Source organism: Sorangium sp. So ce367, from assembly GCF_051520455.1.
GTDB classification, from domain to species: Bacteria; Myxococcota_A; Polyangia; order Polyangiales; family Polyangiaceae; genus Sorangium; species Sorangium cellulosum_B.
In genome coordinates, this window is record NZ_CP150334.1 from 1,037,005 (window position 1) to 1,054,104 (window position 17,100).

General features: G+C 70.8%; 13 protein-coding genes. 2 read left to right on the forward strand and 11 right to left on the reverse strand.

Translation table 11 applies throughout. The features are described from left to right. Window positions 1-8: 8 nt before the first annotated feature. Window positions 9-1,475 (reverse strand): glucose/sorbosone family PQQ-dependent dehydrogenase, encoded by a 1,467-nt coding sequence (locus WME97_RS03960; RefSeq protein ID WP_437549625.1) that lies wholly within the window; start codon window positions 1,473-1,475, stop codon window positions 9-11. 478 nt (window positions 1,476-1,953) lie between these two features. Further along, window positions 1,954-2,754 (reverse strand): DUF4339 domain-containing protein, encoded by an 801-nt coding sequence (locus WME97_RS03965; RefSeq protein WP_437549626.1) that lies wholly within the window; start codon window positions 2,752-2,754, stop codon window positions 1,954-1,956. A gap of 202 nt (window positions 2,755-2,956) precedes the next feature. Here WME97_RS03965 and WME97_RS03970 point away from each other — a divergent pair, with 202 nt between their 5' ends. Then, on the forward strand, window positions 2,957-3,748 hold the full coding sequence (locus tag WME97_RS03970; protein ID WP_437549627.1) for an OmpA/MotB family protein: 792 nt from the start codon (window positions 2,957-2,959) through the stop codon (window positions 3,746-3,748). 30 nt (window positions 3,749-3,778) lie between these two features. Here the strand turns inward: WME97_RS03970 and WME97_RS03975 are convergent, their stop codons facing one another. From WME97_RS03975 to WME97_RS04005, 7 genes are all read right to left on the reverse strand, one after another. Further along, the gene (locus WME97_RS03975; RefSeq protein ID WP_437549628.1) at window positions 3,779-5,986 is read right to left on the reverse strand and encodes a hybrid sensor histidine kinase/response regulator; all 2,208 of its coding nucleotides are present in this window, start codon (window positions 5,984-5,986) and stop codon (window positions 3,779-3,781) included. Then, window positions 5,970-7,529: a methyl-accepting chemotaxis protein gene (locus WME97_RS03980; RefSeq protein WP_437549629.1), complete on the reverse strand. Its 1,560-nt coding sequence runs from the start codon at window positions 7,527-7,529 to the stop codon at window positions 5,970-5,972. The genes WME97_RS03975 and WME97_RS03980 overlap by 17 nt, the downstream gene beginning before the upstream one ends. Window positions 7,530-7,666: 137 nt before the next feature. Next, a complete protein-coding gene (locus tag WME97_RS03985; RefSeq protein ID WP_437549630.1) occupies window positions 7,667-8,248 on the reverse strand; it encodes a YfiR family protein in 582 nt (193 codons plus the stop codon). Window positions 8,249-8,323: 75 nt separating this feature from the next. Continuing rightward, complete coding sequence (locus tag WME97_RS03990; protein ID WP_437549631.1) at window positions 8,324-8,836, reverse strand: response regulator; 513 nt, start codon at window positions 8,834-8,836, stop codon at window positions 8,324-8,326. After that, the gene (locus WME97_RS03995; protein WP_437549632.1) at window positions 8,833-9,321 is read right to left on the reverse strand and encodes a chemotaxis protein CheW; all 489 of its coding nucleotides are present in this window, start codon (window positions 9,319-9,321) and stop codon (window positions 8,833-8,835) included. Before WME97_RS03995 ends, WME97_RS03990 begins: the two co-directional genes overlap by 4 nt. A gap of 163 nt (window positions 9,322-9,484) precedes the next feature. Next, the gene (locus tag WME97_RS04000) at window positions 9,485-11,824 is read right to left on the reverse strand and encodes a TonB-dependent receptor (RefSeq protein WP_437549633.1); all 2,340 of its coding nucleotides are present in this window, start codon (window positions 11,822-11,824) and stop codon (window positions 9,485-9,487) included. 387 nt (window positions 11,825-12,211) lie between these two features. After that, entirely contained in the window at window positions 12,212-14,425 is a 2,214-nt protein-coding gene (locus WME97_RS04005; protein ID WP_437549634.1) for a hypothetical protein, read from the reverse strand. A 111-nt stretch (window positions 14,426-14,536) separates the two neighbouring features. On the opposite strand from WME97_RS04005, the gene trmB reads away from it, so the two are divergent. Then, complete coding sequence (gene trmB, locus WME97_RS04010) at window positions 14,537-15,205, forward strand: tRNA (guanine(46)-N(7))-methyltransferase TrmB (RefSeq protein ID WP_437549635.1); 669 nt, start codon at window positions 14,537-14,539, stop codon at window positions 15,203-15,205. Between the two features lie 236 nt (window positions 15,206-15,441). On the opposite strand, the gene WME97_RS04015 is transcribed toward trmB, so the two are convergent. Further along, the gene (locus WME97_RS04015) at window positions 15,442-16,080 is read right to left on the reverse strand and encodes a hypothetical protein (RefSeq protein ID WP_437549637.1); all 639 of its coding nucleotides are present in this window, start codon (window positions 16,078-16,080) and stop codon (window positions 15,442-15,444) included. Next, window positions 16,080-16,991 carry an AAA family ATPase gene (locus WME97_RS04020; RefSeq protein ID WP_437555304.1) on the reverse strand — a complete coding sequence of 304 codons (912 nt, stop codon included), beginning with the start codon at window positions 16,989-16,991 and terminating at the stop codon, window positions 16,080-16,082. Before WME97_RS04020 ends, WME97_RS04015 begins: the two co-directional genes overlap by 1 nt. Window positions 16,992-17,100 lie beyond the last annotated feature (109 nt).

Below are 17,100 nucleotides of genomic sequence, written 5' to 3' on the forward strand. Positions count from 1 at the left end.
GTGCTGGCTCAGTGCGATGTCGTGTACTTGAACTCGAGGATCGCCCCCGGGTTGTCCAGGACCGTCGTGACGCCGCCGGTCGGTCCGCTCGTGTTCCCCGTGGTGTCCGTGATGATGTAGAAGGTCTTGCGGTCCGGGCTCATCGCGAGATCGCGGTACCGGTTCGTGGTCTGGAAGAGGACGGTGGGCTCGCCCTCCACGGTCTTCCCGTTCGGGCTCAGCTTCACCTTGTACACGGCGCCCTTCTTGAGGGAGGTCATCAAGAGAGTGTGATCCCACCCGGGGATGCCGTGCCCGGCAGGGTAGTAGTGGAGCGAGGAGGGCGCGATGGTCGGCCAGCAGATGTACTGGGTGAACCCGCACGCCCAGTCGAAGAAGACGTAGTCGTTGGGGACGGTGTAGAAGGTGAGGAGCGGCTCCTTGAAGTCCGGGTGGCTGAAGGCGCTCTCCAGCTGCCGCGGCACGGACGGGGGAGGAGCGAAGTCGCTCCAGGAGAGCTCGTTGCACGGCGTCGGGCTCGAGGCCGACCAGTTGTCGTACGTGTACGCCTGGTCGTCCTGGTAGCCGGCGACGTACGGCCAGCCATAGTTGTTGCCGGGCTGGATGAGGTTCAGCTCGTCGTCGCTCTTCGGCCCGTGCTCGTTCGCGTAGAGCTTGCCGCCCCGGCCGAACGTGAGGCCCTGCGCGTTGCGATGGCCGTAGGAGTAAATATGGCTGCGGACCCCGTCGATCTTCGGGTTGTCCTTCGGGATCGAGCCATCGACGTTCAAGCGCAGGATCTTGCCGACGTATTTCTGCCAGTCGTGCGCCGCGACCTCGGCCGCCGTCGGCAGCTCCTGCGCGCGGATGGGGTTGCACATCCTGGCGAACTGGTTGTTCCCCTGATCCCCTATGGTGTAATAGAGCTTCCCATCGGGGCCGAACAGGAGCCGCGCGGAGTTGTGATCGTCGCTCCCCGGCAGGCCCGTGATGACGTCGACAGGGTTTCCGAGGGTCTCGGTCACCCGGTTGTACGTGTAGCGGCGGATCTTCGTCCTGCGGTCCACCGCCGGATCTGCCGCGACGTTGTAGGTGAAGGAGACGTACACATAGTCCTTCCCTTTGTGCTTGAGCAGATCCGGGTGCAGCGCCAGGGCCAGCAGCCCGTCCTGACCTCCCGACTGGAACGCCTCCGGGATGGTGATCGCGGTCTTCTGAAGGCCGTCCTCAGGCCTCACGCGCACGACCCGCTTCCCGGTGCGCTCGGTGAGCCACAGGTAGCCATCCGGTCCCCAGACGATCCGCATCGGAAACGAGAGATCCCGCACGATCTCGCGCGAGGTGAAGGTCGGCTCCTCGCCGGAGCACGCCTCGTCGCCATCGCCGGGATCCTCGGCCTCCTCGGCGACGAGGGCCTGAGCATCGGATTCGAGCGGCTCGTCCGGGGGAGCCGCCTGGCCACATCCGGTGAGGCTCCACGAAGCCGTGGTGAGCAAACCAACTTGAGCCAGAACAACAGCCAGGTTGCGTGAGATAAAGGGCGACATAGGACTACCTCCCTGTCTCGTTCACGGGATTTTTAAATGTCGATGCTGACCAGATCCCACCGCGCCACGGCGTGGCGGACGCGCTGGGTAAATCTCGGCATACAACCGGGGATTGCGAGACATCCGGTAGGGCCCTCCCCGATTAGAGTAAGGTCTTTACTATAGCAAATGTGGAGCTCGCTCGCACTGACAACGTTGATTTGCGATGTTGGCGATGTCGGCGGACGACATTGTGCGTGAACGAGCCACTGTGTCGTTCCTGGCGCGGACATGGCTGCGCTCGCGCTCGTGGCGTCGCTTGCGCCTCGGCGGCCTTCGTGTCTGGGTCGCTGTGCCAGGACGGCCGGGCGTCGCAGCGCGGCCGATCTCGCGACGTCGCGTGTCGCGTGTCGCGTGTCGCTCGAAGGAGCGCTGGATCTCGGTGGGGTTACTTCGCCGGCGCCGGCTGTGCGGACACGTCGAGCTTCTCGATCGAGCGCGGGGTCCCGAAGCCGGGCCCGCCGAGCGCGGTCTCGACCTTCAGATACACGCCCTGATGCCCGGAGGAGCGCGCGGCGTCGAGGAGGACGTCATTGCGGTAGAGCGTCACGACCAGCCCCGCGACGACCGACAGCGCGAGCGTCAGGCGCTGCGCCCGGCCCGTGTCGCGCGCGCGGGGCGCCGCGTAGGTCGCCTCGTTGAACAACTCCGGCTCCCGCGCCTCCGGCATCCACGGCGGCGAGGTGGGCCGAGACGCCGCGAGCATCGCCGCAGGCGGCGCCTGCACCTCGGTCCGCGTCACGAGGTGAGGCGAGCTGTCGTCCAGCGCTCGGAGCGGCATCGTGTCGCCGAGCGACATCGGGGCGCCGAGCGGCATCGTGGAGGACATGGGCGACGCCACCGGCGTCGGATGATCGGAGTCCATGTTCCGCCGCCCGGGGGCGCGCGGGGGCGGCGGAGGCGGGCCCCGGCGCGCCGTGCTCGGCGGAGGGCCCTGGACCTGCGCCGGCTCGGGGGGCGTCGGCTCGATTCCCGCCACGACGCCGAGCGGCTGCCAGGCGGCCATCCCGGGGCGCCATATCTTCGTCGTCTCGTCGATCACATCGAGACGGAACAGATCGTCGAGCTTGTCCAACGTGAGCACCTTGATGTCGTCAGGCGCGATCGCGACGTGCCAGAGACTCTCGCGATCATCGGTTGCCGGAACGGGCGGCGCCGGGCGCCTGGCCGGAAGGGGCGGCGGTTTCATACAAAGTCCTCCCTTGCGCCCCCGAGGATGCCACGGCGCGAGCGCACCGTACACACCGACATGAGCCTCGGCGTGCTTTCGAGACGGTGCGGATTTTTGCAATGAGTGAGGTGTGAGCCGTAACGCTGTGACCGTGGCGCTGGCGGGATCCTCGCCATGCCGGTATTCTCGCCCGCGATGGCGGCGGAGCATGGAGGCAGTCATGAACATCGCGGATGAGGCGATCGCGGCCGGCAACAGCGCTGGATCGTCCAGCTTCCGACGCTGGATGCGCGTCATGCCGGCGCTCCTCCTCGTCGCGGCCGCCGCGTTCGTGGCGGCATATTACGTCCCGCTTCACCGCGCTCACGTGCTCTTGCTGGAGGAGCAGCGGAAGTCGAACCAGAGGGCCAAAGAGCTCGAACAGACGCTGAGCCAGGTGCGCGGGGAGCTCGAGGCGAAGACGGCGCAGATCCAGAAGGGCGAGGCGGAGCGGCAGCAGACCGAGGCCGCGAAGAAGTCGGGCGCCGAGCGGGTAGGGCAGCTCAAGGCGGAGCTCGCGGGGAAGCTCGACAAACACGTCAAGAAAGGGGTCGCGGCGGTCGCGGTCGCGGAGGGACAGGCGTTCGTCGCGATCTCGGAGAGCGCGGTGTTCCTCCCCAACACGGTCGACGTGAGCCCGCAGGGGCAAGCCCTCCTGTGCCAGGTCTCGGGCGCGCTGTCCTCGACCGGCGGCGGCCAGGCGCCGCTGCGCGTCGGCGCGGTCAGCGGTCCTCCGGCCTCGGTGCCGGCCCCCTTGCAGGCCGCCTATCCGACGCCGTGGGAGCTCTCCGCCGTCCGGGCGGCGACCGTCACGCAGACGCTCCAGGACAAGTGCGCGGTGGCAGGGGCCCGGCTGTCGGCGGTGGGGCACGCCGAGCACGACCCTGCGGCCGCCGCGCTCGGGGAGACCAAGCTGCCCCCGGGGCGCGTCGAGATCTCCGTCGCGCTGCCGGCGGCCTCCGCCGACAAGTGACGGCCGCGAGGGCGCTCGACGTGCCCGCCGTCACGCGCCCCCCAGGCTGGCCGCGATGATCCGGCGCAGCTCCTCCTCGACGAACCGCTGCTTCGACAGCACCGCCCGCACGCCGAGCCCGCGCAGCGCGGCCTCGCTCTGCTCCTGCGCCGCCGTCGTCAGCACCACGACCGGCACCCGGGCGAGCCCGGGCGAGCGCCTGAGCTCCGCCACCATCTCCAGGCCGCTCAGGTAGGGCATCTCCAGATCGGTCAGCACCACGTCGGGCGGCGCCGCCCGCGCCCGGGCGAGCCCCTCCCGCCCGTCGCTCGCCTCCTCCACGCGGAGCCCCATCGACCGCAGGATGCCGCAGAGCAGCTCCCGCGCGACGGGCGCGTCCTCCACGACCAGCGCGAGCGGCTCCCGCTTCTGGTCGGCGGCGGCCGTGAAGGGCGCGTTCCCCGGCGCCTGCCGGGCGTACGCGAACAGCCGCTCCACGTCGAGGAGCAGCATCGCCTCGCCGTCCGCCGTCGGCGCCACCCCGCGCACGAGCGGCGAGGTGAGGGGCATCTCCTCCGAGCGCACGAGCGCGACAAGCCGGGGGTTCTCGTAGCCGTCCACGCTCACCGCGAACAGGCCCGCGGCGTGGTGCAGCACGAGCGCCGCGTCCCCGGGCGCGGGCTGGCCTCCGTCGCCGAGCACCGCCCCGAGCGCGTACAGCGGCGCGAGCTCCGCGCAGGCGCCGCTGGTCAGGCGCACGCGCGGCCCGTCGGGGGCGCGCAGGAGCTCCTCGTCCTCCAGCAGCACGACGGAGTGCACGGCGTGCGTCGGCACCGCGCACCGGAAGCGCCCGCTGGAGACGGGGACCACCTCCTCGCCGTGCAGGTTCTTCGGCACCACGAGCACGATCGTCGTGCCGAGCCCGGGCTTCGAGTCGACCCGTACCTGCCCGCCCAGCGCGCCGATCTCGCGCGCCACGATGTCGAGCCCGACGCCCCGGCCCGAGATCGCGCCGACGCTGCGGCTCGTCGTGAGCCCGTGCGCGAACAGGTACGGGATGAGCTCGGCGTCGTCGAGGGTCGAGGCGCCCGGGACCGACGGCGCGAGCACCTCGCGCAGGCGGGCGAAGTCGACCCCGCCGCCGTCGTCCTTCACCTCGACCCGCACGGCGGCGTCGGTCTGGACCACGGTCACCGCCACCGTCCCGCGCGCGGGCTTGCCGCGGCGCGCCCGGACGTCCGCCGGCTCGATCCCGTGGTCGATGGCGTTGCGCACGAGGTGCAGCAGCGCCGGCTCGAGGCGGCGCTCCACGGCCGCGTCGAGCAGCCCCGTCCCCTCGACCCGCGCCTCGACGTCCTTGCCCAGCATGCGCGCCGCGCTCCGGGCGGCGAGCGACACCTGGTTCAGCAGGCGCTCGGTGCGCACGACCGACGCCCTCCGGACCACCTCGTCGAGCTCGTCGAGCGCGCGCCCCGCCGCGAACTCGTTGCTGGACCAGTCCGCCCGGACGGCGCTCAGGAGGCGCTCGATCTCCGCGCCATAGCCGAGCGTCTTCGCGATGCGCTCCGCGAATCGATCCACGTCCGCGCCGCGGGGGTCGATCTCGACGAGCAGCGCGCGGAGCATGCGCTGGGACTCGCGGAGCCGCCGCTGGATGACCTCCCGCTCGCCGTGGAGCCGCTGGAGCTCCTGCAAGAGCGCCCCGACGGCCTCGGCGTCGAGGGCCGCGCGGGCGGTCGGCTGGGCGGGGTCGGGCGGCGCGTCGGGCGGGTCCAGCCGCGGCGGCAGGACGCTCTCGTGCACGGAATCAGACGCCGGCACGAGCGGCGGTACGAGCGCCGGCGCGAGCGGCGGAGCGAGCTCGCCCGCGGGCGGGCCGCCGCCGCCGCCGAGCTCCGCGCGCGCAGCGCGGAGGGTCTCCTTCACGATCGCGAGCTCGGGCGCGGCCTCGGCGTCGGGGCTCGCCGACAGGAGCCCTAGCCCCTCCAGCGCGCCGAGGAGGCTGTCGCCGGTGAGCTGCGTGGGGCGCGCGCCGCCCCGCACCGCGTCGATGACGTCCTCCGCCAGCTCGGCCAGGTCGCCGCACGCGGCGAGCTCCAGCATGTGCGCCTCGCCCTTCAGCGTGTGCAGGAGCCGGCGCAGCACCTGCAGGTTGCCGCTCTGGCCCTGCTCGTAGCCGAGCCACAGGTCCGTCGCCTGGGCCACGCGGTCGGGCATGGTCCGGCGGAAGGCGGCGACGAGATCAGCCCGGCTCCTCATCCGCCTCCGCGCTCTCGGGCTTGCCGGCCCTCGCCCCCGGCGGCTTGACCCGGAAGGCCTTCGCCGTCGTCTTGAGCACGTGCGACAGCTGGAGCAGCGACTCGGCCGAGCGCGTCGCGGCCACGCTGCTCGTCAGCGTGTCGTTCACCGCCCCGACGATGTTGACGATCGCCGTCTTGACCCGCGCCGTCCCCTCGCGCTGGTGGTCCACCGCGTCCGAGATCTGCGCGGCGGCCGCGGCCGTGTCGCGGGCCAGCTTGATCCCGTCCTCGGTCGCGAGCACGGACGCATGGGAGGCCGCGTGCATGTTCGCCACGAGCTTCCGGATGTCGCGCACCGAGTCCATGACGTGCTCGGACAGGCGGCGCATCTCGGCGGCCACGAGCGAGAACCCGCGCCCCACCTCGCCGGCCTTCGTGCCCTCGAGCGCGGCGTTGAGCGCGAGCAGGTCCGACTTGTCGGCGATGCTCTGGATCAAGGACAGGATCTCGCCGATGCGGTCCGAGTGGGAGCTGACGAGGCGCGTCTGCTCCGCCGTGTGCTGGACGCTGACGAGGCTCCGCTGCGCCGTCTCGTGCACGGTGGCCGCGTCCTTCGCGATGTGATCCGCGCTGGCGGTCAGGGCCTCGACGGTCCGCCGGATCTCCTCGAGCGCCGCGTTCTGCTGGCTCGCGCTCGTCTCCTGCTCGCGCACCGACGAGAACATGCCGGCGGCGGCCGACGCGACCTCCGCCGAGGTGTTGCCGATCCGCGAGGCGAGCTCCTGGAGGCTCGTCACCATGGAGCGGAACGCCGCGAACAGCTCCCCGTCGCCGGTGATCTTGCAGGTGAAATCGCCGCCCGCGACCCGCGCGGCCGTCTCCTGGAGCTCGCGCAGCTGGGTGTTCATCCGCTCGAACGCGCTGGCCATGTCCCCGAGCTCGTCGTCCGAGATCCTGAGGGACAGCCGGGCCGAGACGTCGCCCCGGGCGATCCGGTCCGCCGCCTCCTTGATGTGCGCCATCGAGCGCGTCATGCGCGCCGAGATGACCCAGGCGAGGCCCAGGCCGAGCAGCGCGATCCCCGCCGATTGCAGGGCGATCGTCCTGCGCGCGTCGGCGCGGCGCTCGGCGATCCGGTCGCTGCGCAGCCCGACGGCCAGCGTCCCGAGCTGGCGGTCGCCGTTCCGCGACCGGATCGGGGCCTCGCTGACGACGACGCCCGCGTCGCCCCGGCCCCGCGCGCCCTCGGGCGCCTGCACCGCGCCGATCGCGGCGATGCGCTGCCCCCTCGCGTCGTAGACCGACACCCAGCTCACCAGGGGATCGGTCATCGCGGTGCGCAGGGTGTCCGGGAAGGTCTCCGGCGGCTGCTCGAGGTCCATGGCCACGCCGATGGGCTCCTTCAGCATGGTCGCGAGGATCCCGGCGCGCTCGCGCAGCTCGGCCTCGCTCGCACGCGCGGCGTGCTCGGGGATCAGCCACAGATCCAGCGCCGACAGCACGATGGCCACCGACGCGACGAGGGCGGCGATCTTCCAGCGGATAGAGCGAAAGTTGAGCATGGCGGGTGAGGGGCGGCGATGGCGGACGCTGAACGAGGGGCGCTGGATGGGCGATGGGAGATCGCGAGTCGTGAACCGTGAGCCGTGAACCTGCGAGCGGCGATGCGCGGTGTCCGGTGACGGACGCCGCGAGGGCCTCAGTCGACGATGCGGGCGAGCCGGAGGAGCTGCGGGTCGAAGCGGAGGCCGACGGCGTTGGCGTGCTTGACGTTCAGCAGGAGCTCGGGCTTGGCGCCCGAGAGCCCCACGGCGACGGCGCAGCCGCGCTTCGTGTCGTCGCCGTCGCCGCACACGACGATGCGGACGACGGCTCCCTCGCGCGACGGGATGTCCGGGATGGCCGCGGCGAGCCCGCGCGCCACATAGACCACCTCGGCGCCGGCGGCGCGCAGCGCCTCCTGCAGCTGGGCCCTTCCGCTGTACGTCACGCGCAGGACGGACGCCGGCCGCTTGGCCACGGTCGTCTTCGCGGCCAGCCTGGAGAGCACGGCCGCCATCGCGCTCGCGTCCTCCGCGCTCGCGCCCGACTCCGCCCCGACGACCGCGAGCACGGCCGTGCCCGCGCGGCTCGCGAACCCGCTCTCGTAGCCGATCGATCGCAGGAGGATGGCGCCCCGCAGCTCGTAGGGGACGGAGGCGGCAGAGTGGCTCTCGGTGCTCACGGTCGTGAGGAGGGCCGCGGCCATCAGCATTCGAATCGACGAGATCGGAGACACCATGTTCCGCTGGCGAGCTCTGTACGATCGCGGACGGATCCTCGACGGGCGTGGCATCAGGCGACCGCGGTCCCCACGTCAGCGTTCCTTGCCGGCGAGCCGCTGGACCAGGGCCGGCAGACGATCGAGGTGGCGCTTCGAGAGGACCGCGTCCGCCTGGACCTCCAGCTTCAGCTGCTCGAGCTCCCGCTCGGAGTGTCCGGACATCAGGATGACGCTGAGCTGCCCGAGCCGCTGGTTCTTCCGGAACAGGGTGAGCAGCCGGTCCCCACGGATGGTGGGCATGAAGACGTCGAGGACGACGATGCGCACCTGGTGCCGCACGATGGCCTGCGTCGCCCCGATGGGGGAGGGGAGCGCGAGCACCTGAAAACCGGCAGCGCGCAGCACGCGAGACACCTCTTCTCGGGCGATCTCGCTGTCGTCGATCACGAGCACAGGCGGGTTCGCCGGCGCGGTTGTCGGCGTGCTCGCCGGCGCGCTCGCCGGCGACCGCGACAGCGGGGCCGCGCTCGCCGGGGACGCCTCATCGGCCGAATCGAGCGGCTGTCTGGCCCTGGGCGCAGGGGATCGGGAGCTCGGAACGCTCATGGATTCGACCAGATGCCCTGAGCTTCGCGCGTCGCCACGAAGGGCCGAGGCGCAACGCCGGGAGCGTCGACCAGGTGGGTCACGTCGAGGAAGGTCACTGCTCCCTCGCTGGTGTCGATGAGAGCGTTCGGCACGGGCTCCCCGAACACCTCGACCGCGGCGACACACCGCGTCTTGCCGGCGGGCAATCCCAGGTAGCCGCGCGCAGCGCGGCAGACGACGATGCGGAGCGGGGTAGCCGCCGGCTCCGCGAGGAAGGGCGACAGGATCACGATGATCCTCCCCCGGTCCTGGAGGATGCCCATCACCCGGGGGTCGGTGCGCGGCAGCGGCAAGGGGGTGCGCCACGCGATCACCTCTTCCACCTGCCGCGCCCTCAGCGCGAAAGTCGCCGCGCCCATGTCGAAGAGCAGGAAATCGACAACGGCCCTCTCGCGCAGGCCCTTGTCCGGGGTGTCGTCGAGCAGATCGTGAACCTGGCTCATTGCTTCGGACAAGGTGTCCTCGATTTATCACAAGGGCAGACGCCGGGGAGGTGCATTCGTATCGGGCTGCGCGGTGTCAGGAGATTTCTGACATCGGTTCTGCTGGCGCTGTCGTGCGCGTGGCCTCCCCGCGCGGGGCGCCTTCCCGCGCAGGCCGGCGGCATCAGTAAGACGCCTCGACGGAGGCGCCCACGTAGGGGCGACCGGTGGTGATGATCAGCCGGTGCGAGGCGTAGGACGGCGGAGGGACCTTGTTGAAGGTGAGGTTCTTGCCGAACACGGAGACCCAGACGCGCTCGAGCGGCGAGAAGGACACAGAGGCGTCGAGGTTGAACGCCGATCGCGCCGCCAGCCGATCTCTGGGCGGCAGCTCGTCGGTGTCGTGGGCGGGCGCGTCCCTGGAGCCGTGGCTGTTCATGCCAGTCCGGAAGGTCGCGGCGAGCCCGGCGGTGAACCGGCTGGCGCTGTAGCTCACGTGGCCTTTGACGAGGTGGATGGGGTAGTTGGCCCAGGTCTCGCCGTCCCAGTTGGTCAGGATGTTGAGGTCGCTCTCGGCGCCGAACGGCTTCGACACGCTGTACCAGAGGTCCCCCGCGAACCCGCCGCCGAGGTCGGCGATCGCGCCGATCTCGCCGCCGAGGGCGTCGACGTCCGCGGCGCTGTTCGAGAAGCTGCCCCACCAGCCGCCCGCGGACGGGTGCCTGGGGTTGTGGGCCACGTGGTCCTCGAAGTCCTCGGGCCGCACCTGATCCCACGACACCCAGCCGAGGGTATTCGTGTAGCGCTCATAGAAGAGCGCGACGTCGAGGGCGAGGCGCTCGTCGAGCAGGCCCACGACATAGTCGAGCTCCACGAGGTGGGAGGACTCCGGGACGAGCGAGGGCAGCGGCGCGATGGGCTCGTCCTCGAAGGCGGCGTTGAATTGCTCGAGCCAGTTGAAGTAGGCGGCGTCCGGGAAGCGGAAGCCCTTCTGGTAGGACAGCTTGACGTTCTGCGTGTCGCTGATCGCGTAGGCGGCCGCGACGCGGTAGGAGGGGCTGTCCACCGGCTCGGGCTCGCGCGAGAGGCCCGCGCGGAGGTTCAGCTCTCCAAACTCGGTGTGATCGAAGCGCAGGCCCGCGGAGACGGTGAGATCGTGGAAGGTGGCGGTGCTCTCGCCGAAGGCGGCGAGCTCGGTCCACGAGAAGCTCTCCGGGGACTCGAAGGCGGTCCCGTAGAGCCGTCCCCAGCGGGACCTCTGGCCGCTGAAGCGCTTGTGGCTCGCCGACGCGCCGATCGCGAGCTGGCTGTTCGGCAGCGCCGTCGTCTTGTAGACCGCCTTGATGTCCCGGTGCTCCTCGCCGAGGCCCCCGACCGGCAGGACCCCTGCGCCCGGGGCCGGACTGGACGCCTTCGCCATCTCGCCTGCGACCCAGTCGGCCGGGACGAGGGCCGTCTCGAAGGCCGAGAAGGTCGGGACAAGCTCGACCTTGTGCTGCCTGGACAGGTGGACGTGGATCTCCGGCGTGACGGTGAACGTCCTCTGCCGCAGATGGCCGGTGTTGCTGTCGGACCACTGGCCCGCGAGCTGCTCGGGGGTCATGGCCCTGTTCGGGGCGTTGCCCATCATCGACGTCTGCGCGTAGTCGAGCCGCAGATCGACGCTGACGGGGCTGCGCTCGGAGCCGTAGCGGAACCGGCCGAAGCCCTTGTAGCTCGGCTCGCCGAGGGCGTTGACGCGCGTGTGGCGCAGGAAGGGAGACGTCGTGACGCCTGCGTAGGCCTTGCCATACAGCTCCGCGGTGTTCGGCCGGGGCGCCTGGGGCAGCTCCCCTTCGTTGTCGGCGTGGCCGAAGTAGAGGAAGCAATCGGCGTTGTGCTTCTCGCTGAGCAGGCCGCCGTAGCTGACCTCCAGGGTGCGCGTGTCGCCGGAGGCATACGACGCCTTGCCCCAGAGCCCGGGGCGGGTGATCCCCGTGGGCCTGAGGACGTTGACGAAGCCGCTGATCGCGCCGGAGCCGTGGACGATGGCGCCGGGGCCGAGGATCACCTCGACCCGCTCGATGTCTCCGGTGAGGGGCACGGCCAGCGTGCTCCCGATGGCGCCGAAATGGGCGCGCATGTTCGTGTTCACGCCGTCGACCATGACGAGCGTCTTGGCGTTGTTGTCGATGAGCACGCCGCGCACGCCGATGAGGCGCGAGGTGCGCTCGTGCTCGCCGATCAGGACGCCGGGCTGGTGGGCTTGCAGGAGGTCGTCGAGCGAGCGGACGGCGTAGAGCTTCAGCGTCCGCGCATCATAGAGGCGCGCCTGACCGGTCGACGTCTTGCTCTCGGTCTCGAAGAAGCCAGTCGACGAGACCTTCACGTTGAGCAGCTCCTCGAGATCGAGCGAGAGGAACTGCCCTTGCCCGCCGTCATCGCCGCTGGCCGGCGCCTCGCCCCCCGGGGTCTGCGCCCAGGAGGAGCCCGCCGCCCCGAGAGGGCATAGCAGCGAGCAGAGGAGCAAAGCCGACTTGCGCATCGATTCCCCACGTTCGAGCGCCGGGCAGGGCGCACGGGATCGGGGCGAGCCGGTGGCCCGAGGTCCTGGAGCACGGCTGGACCGCCGGCCATGGCCGTGCGCGGCGGCGCCAGCGGGCGCGCGCTGCCCGGTCTCCCCCACGAGTCTGCGACGGATCTGTTCGCTGACTTGCTGTATTGCGCGAACATCCCGATGTTACACGAATACCCGGATGCGTCAACGGCTGTCCTGAACGCTCGACGTGGAGCGCCGCGAGCCCGCCGGCGCGCTCTCGACTCTCGAGAGGCATCTTGGGGGCGGGAGCTGCACCCGGGGCGCGACTCGATGGGAGTCGATGTGAGAAGGTGTGGTGTTCCCCGATGAGCGAGCGGCGCCGGGGGCCGGCGGTCAGCGCCCGGTGATCCAGTAATGGAAGGCGTGGAATCCAGCCCCGCGGCGCAGGGTGATCGCGATGGAGGCCGGCGTCGAGAGGCGCGCGGCGGGGAGGGGCAGGGCCCGCTCCACCCACGGTCCACGCGGCACGTCGATGGCGCCGATCGCCTCGCCCGCCACGGAGACGGCGAGCTCGGCGCCGTCGTCCGAGGCCACCCGGAGCACGAGGCGCGCCTCGGCGGGGGGCGCCGCGAGGTGGGCGACGAAGCGATCGGCGGTCCGGTGGTAGCGGCCGCCGTCCGCGAGCTCCGCGCGCGTGAGGTCGAGCTCCCCTGGCGCGCTGCTCTCCGGCGCGGCGAGCGCGATGGCCATGTTGCGCTGGTCCGCGAGCGGATCGAGCGCATAGGCGTGCGCCGCCTCGGACTCGAGGTCCGAGACGTCGAGCTCGTCGAGGATGCGCTCGCCGGGCACGGACCGCACCGGCAGCGCCCCTGAGCCGAGGAGGTCCCAGCGCGCCTCGTAGGCGATCATCGTGGTGCCGCCGAGGATGGCCTGGTCCTCGACGGTGGCGTCGACCAGCGCGCGGCCCAGCACCGGCGGGCACGCCATCCAGTGCGGGTAGACGATGAAGTGGGTCGGCCGGCGCTCCGGGGGCAGCTTCTCGTAGTGCTCGAACCTGGAGCCGGCGCCGGCCACCCAGTAGCGCGCCTCGCCCTCGGTGGTCAGGCCCACGACGTCGAAGGTCCTGCGGCCGCTGAAGTAGGCGAGCGCGCCCGTGTCGTTGACGCCGATCCTGGCGTCCTCCGGCAGGTGCTGCGCGGCCCAGCGGCCGAGCCAGACCTGCTGCCGATCGATGGCGCGGGCGGAGTTGGCGAGGTCGCCGATGGCCCACGGCAGCCGCGCGGCGAGGGCGCCGGCGAACGCGCCGGCGAGGAGGGGCGTCACGTAGTGGAGCGAGGGCCGGAGCCGCCGGGCGGCGTCGCCGAGCTCGCGCGCGAGGCAGGCGGCCATGACGATCCACGCCGGCGCGAAGGGCCAGACGTACCGCACGCGGTTCCAGAGGAAGCTGAGGTACGTGCAGGGCAGCAGCGCGCCGAGCGCGAGGGCGCCCACGATCGCGGCGTGCGCTGGGCGGCCCCTCCGGTGCGCTGCCACGGCGAGCGCGACGGCGCCGAGGGCGATGACGGCGGCGGAGCCCTCGGGGAGGAAGACGGCCGTCCACTGGCCGCCGTCGATCACGTCGGTCACGAGCAGCCGGACGTTGTCGAGGAGCGCGGCCCTGAGCGTCGGTCCGTCGTAGTTGGGGTTGCCGATCAGCCACTTGACGGAGGTCGTCGATGAGGTCGGGTGGCCCGCGAGCAGCAGGTTCAAGGCCGGGACGACGAGCGGACCGAGGAGCGGCGCGAGGGCGAGCAGGCGCCCGGCGGAGCGCGCGGAGTGCCAGAGAGCGCCGCTGCGGAAGGGGGATGGAGCGGAGAGGGGCGGCGCCGGGAGGGGCGCTGGAGCCACAGCGCGTGACGCCCACAGGGCGAGCGCGATCGCGGCGAGCAGGGAGGCGAGCGCGCCCTCCGGGCGGAGCAGGGGCGCGACGAAGCCGCAGAGCGCGAGGGAGCGGGCGATGGAGGCGGTGGGCGGCTGCGCGGGCGCGCCGGGCGGCTGCGCGGCGGCCGCGCTGTCCGTGGCGGCCTCTGGCGGTGCCGGCTCGCAGAGCGCCGCTGCCAGACGGGCGGTGCGGGTGAGGATCCAGGCGAAGGCGACCGTCTCCATCCCGCTCCAGGCGAACCACGCGAACGCGGCGAACCCGGCGCACATCGCGCCCGCGCCGGCGGCGGCCGCGGGGCCGGCGAGGGGGCGCGCGAGGCGCGCGGTCTCGACGGCGAGCGCCGCGTGGAACACGAGCCCGAGCGCCCAGACCGCATAGACGAGCGAGAGATCGCGCAGGCCGAGCGCGTGGAAGGGGGCGAGCAGCACGGGCCAGAGCAGGCTGGTGGCGCCGCTCGAGTAGCCCTCGCCGGCGACGAAGCTGAAGAAGCCGCCCTCGGCGAGCCGCCGGGCGTACTGCATGTGGATGAACGCGTCGTCGAGCGGCAGGGCCGGGCGCCCGGCCTGCGCAAGGATCGCCCTGATGCAGAGCGCGCCGAGCGCGCCGCTCGCGGCGAGGGCGGGCGCATAGGGGAGGGCGCGCGCGGCGAGGGCGCGCAGCCGGGAGGGGGCCGGAGGTGCCGCCATGGGGCCCGACGCATACCACCGTGCCGCCCGGGGACAGCGATTTCCCGCGCCGGGTGGCCGGCGGATTTCCCGCGCGGGGGCGTCCGGCATTTGGTAGAGCGCCGGGGCTCCATGGTCTTCCAGCCGCGCCCGAACCACCCCTACGCCGACGCGCCTCGCTTCCCTGACGGCGACGACGTCTCCATCGACGCCTTGATCCCGGGCGCCGGCCCCGTCGAGATCGAGATCGGCCCCGGCCGCGGCGGCTTCCTGTTCGAGCGCGCGGCGGCGAGCCCCGAGGCGCGGCTGCTCGGGCTGGAGATCCGCCTGAAGTGGTCGGCGATCGTCGACGGGCGCCTGAGGAAGGGCGGCCTCGGCGGCCGCGTGCGGGCGCTCAACGCCGACGCGCGCGAAGCGCTCGCGCGGCTCCGCCCCGACGCGTCGATCGCGCGGTTTTTCCTGCACTTCCCGGATCCGTGGTGGAAGAAGCGCCACACGAAGCGCCTCGTGATGGGCCCGGCGCTGCTCGACAGCCTCGCGCGCCTGCTCATGGACGGCGGCGAGCTCTTCGTGCAGACCGACGTCGAGGAGCGCGGCGCGCTCTATGCCGAGCAGATCGGCGCGCACCCCGCGTTCGAGCCGGCGGGCGACGCGCCCGGCTCGCCGCACCTCGCCGAGAACCCCTACGGCGCGAGGAGCCCCCGCGAGCACCACGCGATCGCCGACGGGCTGCCGGTGAGCCGGCTGCGTTACCGGAGGCGGCCGCGGGGCGCGGGCAACATGCCGCCGGGCGACCGATAGACCTTCTCAAACATCGCGGGCCGCGCGTGCCTCGTAGTTCGGCGTCGCTCTCCGGCGCGTCGGCCCAGCGCAGGCCCGCCTCATTCAATCAGCAAGAAATTACAGCAACTCCCAGTCGTTGGCTGATCTTCTCATCGCTGACGCGCGCTACCGCGAGCCTGCGGTGTCTACCGCTTCGTGTCCGCGATCGGCGCAAATCCACCTGGCATGGTTCACGTTGGACATGTTCGAAGCGTCTATGGCTTTTCCCCACGTCTCGTCCGCTTTCCCTTGGGGGTACCGGAGGTTTTCGTGGGTGCTGTCCCACCAGCAGCGGGGCGCAGCTTGCTGACCAACAGATCGATCAGCGTGCGAAGCGACGGCATCTTGTCGAGCACGCAGTCCCGCCGCATGCGCGCACGCTCGAAGAAGATGGCATCCCTCTCCAGCATGTCTTTGTGCTCCACGGCGCGCTCGATCCGCCTGGGATCGAGTGAGGCGTCACACTCCGCTGCCGCCGTGAGCACGCTCTCGGTGTTCTGTACCAGCAGGACAATGAAGAGTCGGTCCGGCGCACGGCACCCTTTCCGGATCTCCTGCTCCACGTTCGCATGGCTCGCCATTCGTGGCAACTTGAGATGATGTCGGATGGCATCGTTGTCGATGACCGCGATCACGTCGCGCCCGTCGATCGCGATGAGATCAAGCTCCTCGCGGCAGGCACGGAGGACATTTTGCACGCCCTTGAGTGGGCGCGCGTCGGCGAGCATCTTCTCGATTCGATATCTGTCGCCGCTCAGCGCATCGTGGACGCAGGCTTTCACGAGCGTATGCAAGCCGAAGCTGTTGCCGTGCGCGCGCTGATCCTCATAGAGGATCGTGACCGAGGCCGACATCAGCTGAGCTCTGCCTTCGTGAGCACGGAAGCCGCATGTCCCGCAGCGCGGATGTCACCGAGTCCACGGTAGCGTTCCATCCATCTCTCTAACATATGCCGATCGGGCCGCACAAGACGCGTTGCGCCATGCTCGTCGAGCTCACACAGCACCACAGAATTCGCTGGATCACGAAGGCCGTCGAGGAGGCGGTCGGAGTGCGTGGCCAAGAGAACCGGGCAATCGCGAGCCATTGACTCGAACATGTCGAGTACGCGCATCAGCAGGTGCGGGTGGAGGTGCAGATCGGGCTCATCGAAGGTGACGAGTGAAGGCTTCGTGGTATGGAGGCGGAAGAGCGCAACGAATGCAAGGTACGACAGCATGCCGTCGGAGAGCTGCGCTGCGGGGATCGCTAGATCGAGACCAACCAGCTTGAGCGAGAGTCCGATGTTGCCACCGCCCGGGTCCGCCCAGGTAACCACGTCCTCGATGCGCTCGCCGAGACCGAGACGGAGGTACTCCAGGGTCTTGTCCCAATGGTCGCGGCCGAATCTGTTCTTGAGGGCGTGGTAGGCACTGGCGAGGTTGATGCCCAGCTTTTCCAGGTGATCGGCGGGAGTGAGAAGGGCCGAGGAGCGAAGTGCGGACTTGCGGTCGAGTGCGCGGGCCGCCCATGCGGGAGTTGTTTCGAATGGAAGATGGATGCTGAAATTCTTGAGATGACTTCCGATGAAGTGCAGCGTTGTCCACACGATATCGCCGTAGCTGTCGTCCGATGAGCCGTAGTTTAGCTCGGCTAGGAATGAGTTTCGTCCATCTTCCGGTCCAGAAGTGTACCATTTGGCTCGGTCGGCGAAAAAGACAAAATTGTCCCCCTCGTGCTCGAACAGGATCTCCAGATTCTCGGCGCCTGAAGCTCCTTCGTTCACGCTTCTTGCCCTCTTTCTCCGGGCGCCCATGGAAGTCACATGTCGTCTTCCTTGCGGTGTGAACCTGGCAGAGACTCTTTCGTGGACCGAGGCGAACGGGCCCGTGGGA

Bases quoted from the DNA above. Each gene is read 5' to 3' on its own strand.
- WME97_RS03965 (WP_437549626.1), bottom strand. From the start codon at position 2,754: ATGAAACCGCCGCCCCTTCCGGCCAGGCGCCCGGCGCCGCCCGTTCCG.
- WME97_RS03970 (WP_437549627.1), top strand. From the start codon at position 2,957: ATGAACATCGCGGATGAGGCGATCGCGGCCGGCAACAGCGCTGGATCG.
- WME97_RS03975 (WP_437549628.1), bottom strand. From the start codon at position 5,986: ATGAGGAGCCGGGCTGATCTCGTCGCCGCCTTCCGCCGGACCATGCCC.
- WME97_RS03980 (WP_437549629.1), bottom strand. From the start codon at position 7,529: ATGCTCAACTTTCGCTCTATCCGCTGGAAGATCGCCGCCCTCGTCGCG.
- WME97_RS03985 (WP_437549630.1), bottom strand. From the start codon at position 8,248: ATGGTGTCTCCGATCTCGTCGATTCGAATGCTGATGGCCGCGGCCCTC.
- WME97_RS03990 (WP_437549631.1), bottom strand. From the start codon at position 8,836: ATGAGCGTTCCGAGCTCCCGATCCCCTGCGCCCAGGGCCAGACAGCCG.
- WME97_RS03995 (WP_437549632.1), bottom strand. From the start codon at position 9,321: ATGAGCCAGGTTCACGATCTGCTCGACGACACCCCGGACAAGGGCCTG.
- WME97_RS04000 (WP_437549633.1), bottom strand. From the start codon at position 11,824: ATGCGCAAGTCGGCTTTGCTCCTCTGCTCGCTGCTATGCCCTCTCGGG.
- WME97_RS04005 (WP_437549634.1), bottom strand. From the start codon at position 14,425: ATGGCGGCACCTCCGGCCCCCTCCCGGCTGCGCGCCCTCGCCGCGCGC.
- trmB (WP_437549635.1), top strand. From the start codon at position 14,537: ATGGTCTTCCAGCCGCGCCCGAACCACCCCTACGCCGACGCGCCTCGC.
- WME97_RS04015 (WP_437549637.1), bottom strand. From the start codon at position 16,080: ATGTCGGCCTCGGTCACGATCCTCTATGAGGATCAGCGCGCGCACGGC.